The sequence below is a fragment of the Rhizobium yanglingense genome (assembly GCF_977109285.1).
Window position 1 is genome coordinate 113240 of the sequence record NZ_CDSAWY010000005.1, and the last position, 12326, is coordinate 125565.

13 protein-coding genes and 1 pseudogene are annotated in these 12326 nt (G+C 57.0%); 6 read left to right on the forward strand and 8 right to left on the reverse strand.

Features of this window, described 5'->3' with window-relative positions:
* The first annotated feature begins 223 nt into the window (after positions 1 to 223).
* Complete coding sequence (locus ACW4PC_RS10235; protein ID WP_455873735.1) at positions 224 to 508, forward strand: hypothetical protein; 285 nt, start codon at positions 224 to 226, stop codon at positions 506 to 508.
* A gap of 43 nt (positions 509 to 551) precedes the next feature.
* Here the strand turns inward: ACW4PC_RS10235 and ACW4PC_RS10240 are convergent, their stop codons facing one another.
* From ACW4PC_RS10240 to ACW4PC_RS10255, 4 genes and pseudogenes are all read right to left on the reverse strand, one after another.
* A complete protein-coding gene (locus ACW4PC_RS10240) occupies positions 552 to 749 on the reverse strand; it encodes a hypothetical protein (RefSeq protein WP_455873736.1) in 198 nt (65 codons plus the stop codon).
* A gap of 222 nt (positions 750 to 971) precedes the next feature.
* Positions 972 to 1190 carry a hypothetical protein gene (locus ACW4PC_RS10245; protein WP_455873737.1) on the reverse strand — a complete coding sequence of 73 codons (219 nt, stop codon included), beginning with the start codon at positions 1188 to 1190 and terminating at the stop codon, positions 972 to 974.
* Positions 1187 to 1393, reverse strand: a complete 207-nt coding sequence (locus ACW4PC_RS10250; RefSeq protein ID WP_455873738.1) for a hypothetical protein — start codon at positions 1391 to 1393, stop codon at positions 1187 to 1189. Before ACW4PC_RS10250 ends, ACW4PC_RS10245 begins: the two co-directional genes overlap by 4 nt.
* Positions 1394 to 1687: 294 nt before the next feature.
* Positions 1688 to 1961, reverse strand: a pseudogene (locus ACW4PC_RS10255) (hypothetical protein).
* A gap of 409 nt (positions 1962 to 2370) precedes the next feature.
* Between ACW4PC_RS10255 and ligD the strand changes: the two are divergent.
* Positions 2371 to 3414 (forward strand): non-homologous end-joining DNA ligase, encoded by a 1044-nt coding sequence (ligD, locus tag ACW4PC_RS10260; protein WP_455873739.1) that lies wholly within the window; start codon positions 2371 to 2373, stop codon positions 3412 to 3414.
* A gap of 572 nt (positions 3415 to 3986) precedes the next feature.
* Here the strand turns inward: ligD and ACW4PC_RS10265 are convergent.
* On the reverse strand, positions 3987 to 4772 hold the full coding sequence (locus ACW4PC_RS10265) for a DUF1796 family putative cysteine peptidase (protein ID WP_455873740.1): 786 nt from the start codon (positions 4770 to 4772) through the stop codon (positions 3987 to 3989).
* Positions 4773 to 5000: 228 nt separating this feature from the next.
* Here ACW4PC_RS10265 and ACW4PC_RS10270 point away from each other — a divergent pair, with 228 nt between their 5' ends.
* Complete coding sequence (locus ACW4PC_RS10270; RefSeq protein WP_455874984.1) at positions 5001 to 6929, forward strand: adenylate/guanylate cyclase domain-containing protein; 1929 nt, start codon at positions 5001 to 5003, stop codon at positions 6927 to 6929.
* 363 nt (positions 6930 to 7292) lie between these two features.
* On the opposite strand, the gene ACW4PC_RS10275 is transcribed toward ACW4PC_RS10270, so the two are convergent.
* A complete protein-coding gene (locus tag ACW4PC_RS10275; protein WP_455873741.1) occupies positions 7293 to 7532 on the reverse strand; it encodes a hypothetical protein in 240 nt (79 codons plus the stop codon).
* 607 nt (positions 7533 to 8139) lie between these two features.
* On the opposite strand from ACW4PC_RS10275, the gene ACW4PC_RS10280 reads away from it, so the two are divergent.
* Complete coding sequence (locus ACW4PC_RS10280) at positions 8140 to 8805, forward strand: helix-turn-helix domain-containing protein (protein WP_455873742.1); 666 nt, start codon at positions 8140 to 8142, stop codon at positions 8803 to 8805.
* A 3-nt stretch (positions 8806 to 8808) separates the two neighbouring features.
* On the opposite strand, the gene ACW4PC_RS10285 is transcribed toward ACW4PC_RS10280, so the two are convergent.
* Complete coding sequence (locus ACW4PC_RS10285) at positions 8809 to 9507, reverse strand: DUF6656 family protein (protein WP_455873743.1); 699 nt, start codon at positions 9505 to 9507, stop codon at positions 8809 to 8811.
* A 184-nt stretch (positions 9508 to 9691) separates the two neighbouring features.
* Between ACW4PC_RS10285 and ACW4PC_RS10290 the strand changes: the two genes are divergently transcribed.
* Positions 9692 to 10393 carry a DNA adenine methylase gene (locus ACW4PC_RS10290; RefSeq protein ID WP_455873744.1) on the forward strand — a complete coding sequence of 234 codons (702 nt, stop codon included), beginning with the start codon at positions 9692 to 9694 and terminating at the stop codon, positions 10391 to 10393.
* A 418-nt stretch (positions 10394 to 10811) separates the two neighbouring features.
* On the opposite strand, the gene ACW4PC_RS10295 is transcribed toward ACW4PC_RS10290, so the two are convergent.
* Positions 10812 to 11147 carry a hypothetical protein gene (locus ACW4PC_RS10295; RefSeq protein ID WP_455873745.1) on the reverse strand — a complete coding sequence of 112 codons (336 nt, stop codon included), beginning with the start codon at positions 11145 to 11147 and terminating at the stop codon, positions 10812 to 10814.
* A 219-nt stretch (positions 11148 to 11366) separates the two neighbouring features.
* Between ACW4PC_RS10295 and ACW4PC_RS10300 the strand changes: the two genes are divergently transcribed.
* Entirely contained in the window at positions 11367 to 11948 is a 582-nt protein-coding gene (locus tag ACW4PC_RS10300; RefSeq protein WP_455873746.1) for a BA14K family protein, read from the forward strand.
* Positions 11949 to 12326 lie beyond the last annotated feature (378 nt).

Here is a 12326-nt window from a genome sequence, read left to right on the forward strand (position 1 = left end):
GAAGGCCCCTTCCGGCGGCGTGCATGAACGGCAAACGATCGCCTGCGCCGTGCTGGTTTAAGATGTTGTGGCCGTTCGGCATGGCGTCTACCCGAGCCTTTCGTGGGCATGGGTGGCGTGTTTTTCAGGCGAACCAGAGTGCCGCGTGGCGAGGTGATCAACGACCGCAACGGCGAGGTGGTAAACCTCTTGCGGATTCCTGCAGCGGCACTACCCGCAGTTCATGGAGACCCTGAAATTCCAGATCACCAGGCGGGCACTGCTCCTGGAAGACGTCCATGAACGCCTCGCAGAGGTCGTAGTTGAGAACTTGGATTGGCTTTACCTCGATCCGCCGTATTTCGGCAGCGGAGGCGACTACAGGAAAACACTGTTTGGCCGGGAGCAGCTCGAAGTCATTGCGGAGCCCTCGGTCGCATCAAAGGCAACTCCATTTTGTCCAGCAACGACGTTCCGCAGATCCGCGATGTATTCATTCAGCCGGTTTACCTTCCAGAAGCGGAATTGACCGATTGCGATGTGAGTGGCTGTGGCCATAGTCGCGCGAAGGGCTAGTCTTCTGAGCTTCCGAAGTGCCCGCCATGGGCTTCATCGTAACGGTGGAGTGCATTCAGATAACCTGAAAGCGCTTCTGCTAGCGGACGCGACAAGCCTGTCTGGAGATGGCTCTTCCAGGTGGCTGTCTCGTCGGTGTCACTGTCGACAACACGGTATTTGGCGTTGCCCTCTGCCTCAATGCGATACTTCATGACCCAGTCATCCAGCGGGCTTTGATGATTAACTAGACATCGCCAGAACGGTTTCAACCGCCTTTGTCGAGCACTTCGAGCGGCGAAGCAGATTAATTAATCCGGCCTAATTGGTTCCGAACATCATGTCTGGAAAGGAGAGCGAGCCACGCGCTTTGGGGCTCACCGCTTCCGACAGCAGAATGACAGACGATCAAACGAGAGCAAATTAGCTAAAACGGCTTAGGCCCTCGTGCCTTCGGCGGAGGCGCCGGGTTCTCCGGAAGCCGAATGCCTCCTTCTCAGGGCATCGATAATCTCCACGGCGGTCGATTCATCAAGACGTCTTAGCGGCAGAATTTCAGCAATGACAGCGACCTTGTGCGTCTGCGTATCAACAATCGACCAGCTGCCATCCGCGTCGCGTCTGGCGTAATACTGCGGGCATATGCGCATATTCACGTCGGCCTCTGCCTCTCGGCCATGCTCACGACTAGCTGTTCCAAGCTATCTTCGATAGTGACGCCGTGCTGATAGAAATAAATGATCTGGCTTGCGAGTTCGATGCGCTCATACTCGCTCGTTATGTGCCCGGTAGCGCAGATATCATCGAAGACTTTCTTGCAGATCTCAATATCTTCGGCAGCGAAATAGCCTCTGCTCATGCTCGGTTCCCTAAACCCCTAAGAATTCTAAGAGAAAAGCCCCGCCCGGAAGCGGCGGTAAAGCGGCCTTCACGAAAACATATCGTGGCAAGGGCTCGTCTAAGAGAGGGCAAAGCGAGCCCAAGCCACTGGCTCAGTACTTAGGGGATCATCCCCACAGCACTGCAGATCACGCAGCTTCAGCGACTGGTGGGAAGATGAAACGCGTGATCGCAATAAACCGGCAGGGGATGGAAAAGTTCCCGGGTGATCGGCCCCCGCCTCTAAATGAGGCATCGGGCGACCGCCGAGCATTCAATACCGATAGTATCCGTAGACGGGTCGAGCACCGCGCTTGCACTTGATCTCTTCTTTGTACTCTCCGTCGCCTCATTTCCGCTCGATCTTACATCCTCCCGCGACGATACTCTTCCTTGTATGCTCTTTGTTCGTATCGGGGTTCACTGTCGTAGCGATCGGAACGCCACCGCCCATGGCCGCTTTCGTCCTTCCAAGGATCGGCCGATGCGTTGCCAGCACCCATGGTGAGTGCCACGCCCACTGCGGCAGCGATGGTCAGCATCTTCATGGCTCGCACTCCTGCTTCCTGATCCAAGATCAACGCTGTACTTGATGGCTTAGTTTCGAAGATCGATCCGGAACGCGGAGTGAAGATTAAGTCCATGCAGCGCTTTGATCTGCTCCTATGGCTCTTCGACCTTTCTCGATGCCTCTCGCGCCGTGGGTGCCCAGCCGTTGTGCGGCAGGATGCTTTGCCAAGGTTGGTGTTGATCGCCCATCGCCACTGGCCGACGCGCGAAGCGCTGGCTAGGCCGAGATAAATGTACCCGAACTGCAAATCTCTATCCAAAGAGACAAAGTCCTGGTGGCCTTCGCCGAGCCATGTCTCCCGTCATTTGTATTTCGGCTGATATTCTTCCGTCGTCATTGCCTCAAATTTCGTTTTCTTTTTAAGCATTCCCTGATGTAATCATCAGATGGCCAAGTCTCCAGCTTCAAAGCCGCTGCTCGCATCCGATAAGCCGGTTCGATCCCGGCCGCGCAAGCCGCGCGATCCAGCGCAGCCGAACCTTCCCCTCGATCCCATGCCGGACCGCATCGAGCCGTGCCTGGCGCTTCTTAAGCCGAAGCCGCCGAAGGGCGAGCAGTGGGTTTACGAAATAAAATGGGACGGATATCGCCTGGCAGTGCATATCGAGCCGCAGGGCGTGCGCATCATCACCCGCGGGGGCCATGACTGGACGCATCGTTTCCCGGCGATCGAGCGAGCCGCCAAGCAGCTCGGCGTGGCGACCGCGATCCTCGATGGCGAGGCAATCGTGGTCGATGAGCGTGGCCGGTCCGATTTCGGGCTGCTGCAGCAATCGCTCGGCGGCCGGGGCGGCAAGCGGACTTCCGGCGAGGCGCTCTTCATGACCTTCGATCTGCTCTATTTCGACGGGCATGATCTGCGGCAACTGGAGCTTTCTTCGCGACGCCATCTGCTCGAAGGGCTGATCATCGATCGGGAAGGCGTCATTCGGCTGTCGGAGGAGTTCCAGGCGGACGGCGACAGGCTGCTGGAGCTTGCCTGCGAGCATGGGCTCGAAGGCATCATCGCGAAGGATCGCCGTAGCGAGTACCGCTCCGGCCGTCTCGGCGACTGGGTGAAAATCAAGTGCCTGCAGAGCGACAGCTTCGTGATCGTTGGCTATGAACTTTCCACGGTCGCGCGCGCCGGCATCGGCTCGCTGTTGCTGGCGGCGCGCAAAAATGACGGCCTGGCTTATGTCGGCAATGTCGGGACCGGCTTCAACGAACGCACGGCGCAGGAGCTGCGCGAAGCGCTCGATCGGCTGAAGGTCACGAAACCGCCGGTCATCTATGATGGAAGGCGCAAAGGGCTGGTCTGGGTGCGGCCGACGCTGATTGCCGAGATCGAGTATCGCGCGTGGACGCACGATGGGAAGCTGAGACATGCCTCTTACAAAGGTGTGCGGGACGAAGAGGACGACGCCACGATTTATGTGCTGGACAAATAGCGTTCGTCGACTCGCCTTTGAAGGCTCTTCGAGCAAATCGGACTAGAACTCGACACCTCACTTTTTATTCCTGCCGCAAACATCCAGTTCCCGGTATCGGCTTATTTCATAGCGCGGAGGTTCAAGCGGAATAAGTGGCTGCCAAATCTAGCCGCCTTTCTATGGGTTGGCATCACCGTTTACTCTAAGCGCTCTGGGTATTGCCGACACTTCGTCCAGACGAAGCGGGAGGGCCTGGCGACGGGATCGGCCGCTTCCGGAAAGCGCCAAGCGCCGCCTCAAGGTCACATCCCCACTGCCAAGCTAGACTTCCTGCAGTGGCAAGCGCGGCAAACAGGAGCATCAGCGGAAAAACCGCTTTGCATACCAGCCGTGTTCGGCCGAGGTCATTGTCATCAAGTCGCGACGGCTCGCGATGGGGGGTGCATGCATCAGCCAGAGCGCAACAAATAACGTCACGGCGGCTGCGGCGAACAATATGTTCGCTCGTCATGGCGAGCGACTACAACTTACGAGAAATTCATAAATGCTGCAACAGCTTTAAGGTGAGTAAATTATATCGGAATCGCTCCTCAATGGGTGAGCGGCGAGGGCAAAGAAATGGGAGGCAGGCGGTCACCGTTGACGAAGCTCTTCAGGCGTCTGAAATGGACCTTGGCTAGAGCGCGGGCCGCGAGGTGTAACGGCATCTCCGTCCGGTTCAGCAGCAGATCGGTCCATTGCCGTTTCCAGACATCGTTGAACACAGGGTTCTCATCATAGCGTGAGATAGCGTGCCCGATATGGATGCGGCCATCCGGCACTGTCGCTGACGCCAGTGCGATTGAGGCCGGCTCGATGTCCTCAATGCCGGTTTCCAAGACAAGAAGCAGAGAGGTGTCGCCGCCGCGCCACGCAGATATGGTGTCGAGAAAGACCCTCGCCTCGTCGATTAACTGCCTTAGCACCTGTTGCGCCGTGACGGACGGATCGGTCAGCCGCGCGGCGGCGAGATTGCGATAGTACACGAAGTGCAGCTTATCTCTCGATTTCAGGGCAACGCGAAAGCGGTCGAACCGCCGGACCAGTTCATCATGGTCGCCGGTCTTCGACATCGGATTGGTGTGGATGTGCAGCACGGCCGGGTAATCCCGGTAGGCGACTACTTCAGTTGTGAGCGTCGAATGGCTTGCGGGCATATAGCAATCGGGTGCGCAGACCTTCTGAAAGTCATCCTGAATCATCTCGGTGACGGATGCGAGACCGCTATCAAGATTGAATAGCCAATCAAACGGATAGGATGTCTTTCTCAGGCCCAGCTTTTTGATCATCATCGCGGCATTGCACGCTGCGCCGAGCGAAATATACTGATGCTCCATAATATTGCCCTCCCGCTGTTTTGTATATCCATTAGCCGCCCTGGTGAAGCCCCGACCGAATTTCCGGGCCACGCCCAAACCAGCCAGTCCCAATTCGCTTGTAGAGGTATGTCGAGTGTCCGCTTCGGGCCCTACAAGCAGACATGCCGTTTTGGCGGTGAGCTAGTTGCGGTGCTTCGACGGGTGTAGACTGCCGACACTGTTGCATGTTCATGCAAGGCAACGATGATGAGTACCCCCGCGCTCGACCGGAAGCTGCTCGCGATCCTAGCGGTGGATATGGTAGGCTACTCGAAGGCGATGGAGGCCGATGAGGCCGGCACCATCAAGCGACTGAGCGCCATCCGCGCCGACCTGATCAATCCCGCCATCTCCCAGCGCCATGGCACCGTTATCAAGCTGATGGGCGACGGCGCGCTCGTCGCCTTCGACAGCGTGGTTGATGCGGTTGCCTGCGCTGCGGAGTTTCAAAATACCGTGGCGGCGCGCAACGCCGACCTACCGGAGCCTGAGCGCATCGTATTCCGCGTCGGGATCAATCTGGGCGATGTGGCGTTGGTGGATGGCGATGTGTATGGGGATGGGGTGAATGTCGCCGCGCGGCTGGAGCATTTGGCCGAGCCGGGGGGCGTGATGGTGTCGGGGACGGCATACGATCATCTCCAGGGCAAACTCGACTGGCCGCTCGATTTCGCCGGCGAGCAGCAGGTCAAGAACATCAGCCGCCCAGTGCGGATGTATCGGCTGAGACTCGACGGCAAACGGGCGCGTCGCCCGATTCTCGGAATGATACCGCGCTGGGCCGAGACAGCTGCGGCGGCGATCGTGGCGCTTGCTCTGGCGGGCGGCGGGATCTGGTGGTTCTTGCAGCCCGAACCTTTGAGCGGCAAGCCGTCGGTGGCCGTGCTGCCCTTCGACAATTATGGCGGCGACGAGGCTAGCGGGCGTCTGGCCGATGGCCTGACTGAGGACATCATCACCGACCTCGCGCGGTTTCCCGAATTCGAGGTGATGGCACGGAATTCAACGGAAGTTTATAAAGGCAAGCCGGTGGATGCCCGCCAGGTCGCAAGTGCGCTCCATGTCGGCTTTGTACTGGAAGGCTCGATCCAGCGGCAGAGTGGCCGGGTACGGATCACAGCACAGTTGATCGATGCAAAAACCGGCCACCATCTTTGGTCGGAGAATTGGGACCGGCCCGCTGAGGACGTGTTCGCCGTTCAGACCGAAATCGCAGAGCAGGTCGCCAACCGCCTCGGCGGCGGAGTAGGACTGATTCAAGAGGCCGGGCGGGCTGCAGCCAAACGTAAACGGCCAGAAAACCTGAATGCCTATGATTACTATCTGCTCGGGACCGAGAAGATTGAAAAGCTCACCAAAGCGGATGAGGAGGAGGCCATCAAGTTTCTCAACCGCGCCGTCGAGCTGGACCCGGGGCTGGCACGGGCCTGGGTAGAACTTTACCATGCTCATGATCTATTGGGTGTGTTTGGTGTCAATCCCGAGAGCAACCGCAAGGCGGCTGCCGATGTGGCTGAACGCGCGGTGCGGCTTGATCCGAGCGACGCTGAAGCACACGCGGTGTTTGGTATGAGCCTTGCTAATAAGGGCGACATGGGCCGCGCCAAGTCTGAGCTGGACACGGCCGTTCGTCTAGCTCCCGGTTCGTCCGAAATCCTGACTTTCTATACAGGCTTTGCAGCACGCTTCGGTGAACCCGAACGCGGCGCTCAAATGGTCGACCAGGTAATGAGGCTCGACCCGAACTATCCGATGTGGACGTCCAACTTCTTCTCACCTGCCTATTTTATGGCGGGCCGGTATGAGGACGCGGTGAAGATGCTGGAGCGCATGACGCCCAACAACTACCAAAAGTGGAACTGGGTGGTGCGTAGCAGTTCCCTTGCGGCACTGGGTCGAACCGATGAGGCGAATGCTTCGGTTATAGAAACTCTCAAGCAGCACCCGGACCTGACTGTCGAGAGCATGATCAATGAACCCGGCCTAAGCACCATGGAGCGCAGTCGGTTCATAGAGACGATGCCGCTAGCTGGCTTCCCGGCGTGCGCCAAGCCCGAGGCCCTGGCAAAACTCGCCAAACCTGTGCGACTGCCGGAATGCGAGGCGGGGAAGACGAAGCCCCTAGGGCAGCCGTAGAACAGCCCTGTGCAACGCGCTTGCGAGCCGCTGATCGCCCCGCTCGTTGTTCCGAGATGGTTGCGCCCTCGGTTTCCGGGATGATCTCGCCCCCTGTTTAGTGGGGGTCTGCAGGCAATTATTGTTGTCAGTTTTCATTCAGGTAATGTGTCAAGCTTTGCGAGGCAGATTTCGGCGCAGACTTTCGCCACTGGTGGGCATTGTGAACCAGTCTGTCCCGTGGCACCCGTGCCGACCGCCACGCAGATAACCTCCGCGACATCGAAGCCGGATGCTAAATCAAGCTGACCGATCTTTGACAAGCTAACCCAGCAAGCCTCGGAAGCATCGTGGAAGACGATTGCCATCATCCCACGACCGGGGTCATCGCGACTTCGGCTTTTCGCCAGTATGCCGCTTGAAAGTCCATTTCACGACGTAATCGCCGTTGCGCTTCATTTTGGTCTTCGTCTGCACCCCAAACGCGCCGCCGAATGCCAGCTCGGCGGCTTCGAAAGCCTGGCGAGCCTCGGCAAGTGCCTTGTGATAAGCGGTGTTGTCGCGTTTTGGGCTTTCGGCCACGGCTTTAAAAAGAGCAGTCAGTTCAGGTTTATCCTCGTCCATCAATTGATTTGCTTCCTTTCGGCCCACGCAATCTCCACTTAGAAACGGCTCAAGCCTGGATTATAGGCGTCAATCGTGTCTTTCGTTATCTCGATGGGCGGAAACGTCGCGCCCGTGTTATGCGGCGATGGCACGTCGGCTGGATTGTCCTTGTCCACCGTTATAGCGAAGGAAATGCTGTCTGAAGGATCATCGAAGGTGAGCGGACCGGAAAACGGAAATTGAACGGCTGCGGAAGCACCGCGCGAAGTGTTTAGCCGAAAGGGCCGATGGCCTCGTCTGGACTCCTTCTTACCCGTTCCTGCTTCTTCGCGCATTGCGCACAGACATTCACAACATTACTCGCCAAGTCAACGTGTCCGATGAACGTTATCAGACATTAGAGCCTGAGGTCGCATAGGAGCGATGAGAACCGAAGGGCAGTTAGGTTCACACGGGCTCTGGTCGAAGGCGTGGAGATTCGTCGTGAAAAAGGGGCGAGGCTACCCTGACGGACGAGCGAGTGCTACCGTTGGAATGTCTTCCTACTTACGCAACAACCCTTTGGTAACAAATATCAGATGTATTTGAAATAAATCGACAACTTCGTTTCAAGACCGCGCTGGGTATGAGCTCATTCAATTCAATTTCACACGATCTCATCGATGCATGGTTGCAATCAGGTTCGATGGAGGATCCTAAAAGTCTGTATGCCGGGATTATGGCCAGGCTGAGCATCAAAATGGCGCTCTCCATCGTGAAGACGGCTCAAGACGATCCTTATGATTGGCAGTTTCACAGGGTGAAGGATTTCGGCTTCAAGAGCCGGCTGCTGGACAAAATGAGGGGGGAGTTTCCGGATTCCGCCCTGCGCGATCTGAACAGATCGTTCGTGGACGATGCGATCATTCCGACGTATTCGCGTGCTGTCGAGTCGCGGCGGCCGACGGTCGATCTCGTCAAGACAAAGCTACTTGGTGTCCGCATAGGTTACGAGCGCCTGATCCTGCCGCAGAAATGTGATGGGAAGCCGGGGTGGTGCATAAGCCTTGCCGAAGGGAAATTCTTCATACCTCCGGTTCAGGAGGTAAAGTCGGATATAACGGACGAAGGCATCATACAGCTTCTCATCGAAGGCCAGACCGCCAAGGAAATTGCGGAATTTCTGAATCTGTCACCGAGAACTATCGAGCATCGGATTGACAAGATGAAGCTACGGCTCGGGGCCAGGAACCTGGTGCATCTGGTGGCGAAGCTCGTCGCCACGCAGGTAGATCGACGGGGAGCCCCGTAGCCGCTATCTGACGGCGTTCTTGGGAGAAAGCGCGCGCTCTTGCAGTGCCTCTACAGACAAGCCGGTACTTGCCGATGCGATGCTATAAAGCGCCGTCGTAATGTCCTTCGTCTTGAACGCAATCCCGTTGTTGCCACGGTTGCGATTGAAGCCCAACGTATTGCCGAACCGGTCTACGATGATGTGGACACCGTAGAACATTTGGTCGAACTCCCGGCTTGAAGGATTGTAGAAGTTTGCGCCCTCGGTCGTATCCAGATTTCCGTCGAAATTAGCGATGAATATCTGTGTCACGCCATACTTGTCCTGACCACGATCAGTAATGATCTCGCCGAACTTGCAGGTCCCCAGATACGGGATGCCCTGTAAAATGGACGATCGGATCGCTTTGCGCATCTTGTGGCCGGCGGGAAGCTTGGAGGTGAATAGGTCACTGGCGTCGTCGCCAAGGATGGACAAGTTCTCCTTCGTCGCCGCAGCCACTTCGGCAACTGCCATCTCTGCCGTGATCCTTCTGAACTTCCGGCTCGACGTCGCCATCGGTTCTGGCTTGCCGTCCTCTCCGTGGAACCAGTTCGAGTACTTTGCCTGCGCGATCTGGGCGTCGGATGAGCTGGCGGCCACGGAGAGCGACATCCGGGCGATCTTGGTCACGTCATCGCCAAAGCGATTGCCATACTGAAGCTTGGAAATTGCGTTCATAGGTTCTCCGTCTGCTCATGGTTTGATTTGATGAGCAATCTAGGATCGATCTCTTAACACGGGAGCTGAGACGGATGCGTAGATTTACCCTTTCTCACGGCGCCAAGCATTGGATACCACTTCAGAATGAGCATATCGGAGCTCCAAGCACAGCGCCCCTAGGATGTCCGCGGGAAATTCGCTCATGCGATTTCGGAAAGGAGGCAACCGCGGGAGGTGCTGCGCGCCGCCGTTCGGCGGAAACCGGGACCGACTGCCGCGCGGCGAGGTGATCAACGATCGCAATGGAGAGGTGGTCGATCTCTTCCAGATCCTGCAGCGGCACTACCCGCAGTTCATGGATACCCTGAAATTCCAAATCACCAGCCGCCGGGAATTCGAGCGCTTGAAGAGCTGCGACCCCGCCACTCTCACCGATCTCGAACGCGCTGCACGCTTTATCTACCTGCAAAAGCTCGCATTTGGCGGAAAGGTAGCGGGGCAGAATTTTGGGGTCGATAGCAGCCGTGCCGCTCGCTTCAATTTGAATCGGCTCGCACCACTCCTGGAAGACGTTCATGAACGTCTCGCAGGTGTCGTCATTGAGAACTTGGATTGGCTCGCGTTCATAGACCGCTACGACCGTCCCGACACCCTCTTCTATCTCGATCCGCCGTATTTCGGCAGCGAAGGCGATTACGGAAAAACGTTATTCGGCCAAGAGCAATTCGCGTTGATGTCTGAGCGCCTGCGGAGCCTGAAGGGCAGCTTCATAATGTCGATCAATGACGCGCCTTATATCCGGTCGACGTTCGAAGGCTTTCTCTGCGACCAGGTCGAATTGACTTACTCCATAAGCGGCGGGAAAGGTTCCGTCGCAAAGGAGCTAATAATTCAACCTCGGTGAAGACTTGCGCGACGTTAGACCATATCAAAAAAAGCGCCCCGCTGTTGGCGGGGCAGAGGAAAGTAATGACGAATACCGCTCATAGGGGTGTGCGGCTTTTATAGAATGGGTGAGATCATCTGCCGATAAAACTAGCCCAAAGGTATTAGTACGATTCTGGACAAATGGGTGAATTGAAGCCCGACACAGCAGGGATCATCTCAATCTCTGTCCCGCAAGGGGCTGGTTGCCCAACCAGAGGTCAAATCTCTCGCGCACAGAGCATCTAAAATCTCCATGATGGTGTCCTCTTCAAGATGTTTGATTGTGAGGGGCATGGTTTCCGCGATGACAACGATCTGCCCGGTCCTCATGTCAACTATCGACCAGGTGGCGTCCGGGTCACGTCTCGCGAAGTAGGGAGCGCGTACTTGTATGATCACATCCGCTCCTTCGCTACAAAGAGCCCCGACGGATCGGGGCTAGTCGACGACGAACAGAAACGTCGGGAGACGTTCAAAATATGAACGCATGACGGGGAAGATAGTTTCCGTGCGCTATCATAGGAAAATTCGATGGCTCGCGCCTCGGCCTTCTCGACGTACAACTGGCAAATGTGGCGCTTTCCCTTCAGCACTTCCAAACTCGGCATGATAATGGTCTTTTTTCGTCGGCGTTCCGCACAGGCATACTCGCTGTCTTGCAAAGAGCAGGGACCCTCCGCTAGCCCTTTGATCTGCTTGTATAGTGCTTCGAGCTTCCCGGCGTTTTCCATCTCTTTCAATCTCCTGCCTGTGTCCCGCGACCGCAGCGCTTTGCGATCCGCAAATAGCGCCAGCAACGGACATTGAAGTGGGTTTTGGACCAAAGGCCGAAACTCTATCAGACTGAGGTCCCGGGCGTGGAACGACCCCTTACCCAGGTCGTTCGTTGGCAGCGGTTACGAACGCCGGCCGCGTCGAGGTTCCACAAACTCAATAGCAGGGGCGGGAAGATGAAAGGGATCGCATCCGTTGTCTTTGGAATCGTCAGCTCGGTCGGGGCGTGCGTAGCCGCCGCATCTGTCGCGTCACACGTCGCGGAAAATGCCGGTCCTCATGCTTTCAATGACCTTGCGACGGGCGATCTATGGACTACGAGGCCGGTGAAAGTCGATCCTCGGCAGCAGCGCTATGAACGAATTCCGCCTCTCTATTCGAGCTACGTCACCGAAGCGTCGGCAACTATGACCTCAAGAGCGAGGCGGTCGGAGTCCGCTCGCCAGTCAACCGAACGTCAGATAACGCAACCAAAACTCTCGACCGAACATCTTGCTTGGTGCGCTGAACGCTACCGCTCCTTCAATCCCGCGACCAATAGCTATCGATCCTATAGCGGTGCGACCCGCGAGTGCTCCTCGCCGTTCCAGGGAAGTGTCGCCGAAGTTAGTGGACGCGTCCGCGCGAAAATCAATACACAGGCGGCAGCCCGCTGCGCCGCTCGATACAAGTCGTATCGACCGGAAGACAATACGTATCAACCATGGGAAGGGCCGCGGCGCAGCTGCGACACGTCGGACCTCGTCGCGAGCAACTGATCACCGGGCGATGATCGCGCGGATTGGCTCCAGGTTATTCAGCATCGGTAGAGATTGCACACGTTTTTTCCTTCCTCGGCCCCAATAGCCGCGTTTCGAAACTTCGTCCGTGTCGATGAACTGGCCGTTCCCGCGTGTTCGAAATATAGCGGTGCAAATTTTCCAAAATCCACGATATTTTGCGGATATTATCGTAGATCGGCGCATCCTATCATCATTGTGCGGCGATCGACGGCTGATTGCCGCGGCGCTGGGGCCATGCTCCTTGGCCGGGGTAACCGCACACCGCAGACACGAGCCCATAAAGGCGGACGCCGAGCAGGACGCGGCACCTCGCCAGCTCCTTACCAGCGTTGACCTGCCGTTCTGTTATCGGAT

Excerpts from the sequence above, each read along its gene's own strand:
- ACW4PC_RS10235 (WP_455873735.1), top strand. The coding sequence starts at position 224 with ATGGAGACCCTGAAATTCCAGATCACCAGGCGGGCACTGCTCCTGGAA.
- ACW4PC_RS10240 (WP_455873736.1), bottom strand. The coding sequence starts at position 749 with ATGAAGTATCGCATTGAGGCAGAGGGCAACGCCAAATACCGTGTTGTC.
- ACW4PC_RS10250 (WP_455873738.1), bottom strand. The coding sequence starts at position 1,393 with ATGAGCAGAGGCTATTTCGCTGCCGAAGATATTGAGATCTGCAAGAAA.
- ligD (WP_455873739.1), top strand. The coding sequence starts at position 2,371 with ATGGCCAAGTCTCCAGCTTCAAAGCCGCTGCTCGCATCCGATAAGCCG.
- ACW4PC_RS10265 (WP_455873740.1), bottom strand. The coding sequence starts at position 4,772 with ATGGAGCATCAGTATATTTCGCTCGGCGCAGCGTGCAATGCCGCGATG.
- ACW4PC_RS10270 (WP_455874984.1), top strand. The coding sequence starts at position 5,001 with ATGAGTACCCCCGCGCTCGACCGGAAGCTGCTCGCGATCCTAGCGGTG.
- ACW4PC_RS10275 (WP_455873741.1), bottom strand. The coding sequence starts at position 7,532 with ATGGACGAGGATAAACCTGAACTGACTGCTCTTTTTAAAGCCGTGGCC.
- ACW4PC_RS10280 (WP_455873742.1), top strand. The coding sequence starts at position 8,140 with ATGAGCTCATTCAATTCAATTTCACACGATCTCATCGATGCATGGTTG.
- ACW4PC_RS10285 (WP_455873743.1), bottom strand. The coding sequence starts at position 9,507 with ATGAACGCAATTTCCAAGCTTCAGTATGGCAATCGCTTTGGCGATGAC.
- ACW4PC_RS10290 (WP_455873744.1), top strand. The coding sequence starts at position 9,692 with ATGCGATTTCGGAAAGGAGGCAACCGCGGGAGGTGCTGCGCGCCGCCG.
- ACW4PC_RS10295 (WP_455873745.1), bottom strand. The coding sequence starts at position 11,147 with ATGGAAAACGCCGGGAAGCTCGAAGCACTATACAAGCAGATCAAAGGG.
- ACW4PC_RS10300 (WP_455873746.1), top strand. The coding sequence starts at position 11,367 with ATGAAAGGGATCGCATCCGTTGTCTTTGGAATCGTCAGCTCGGTCGGG.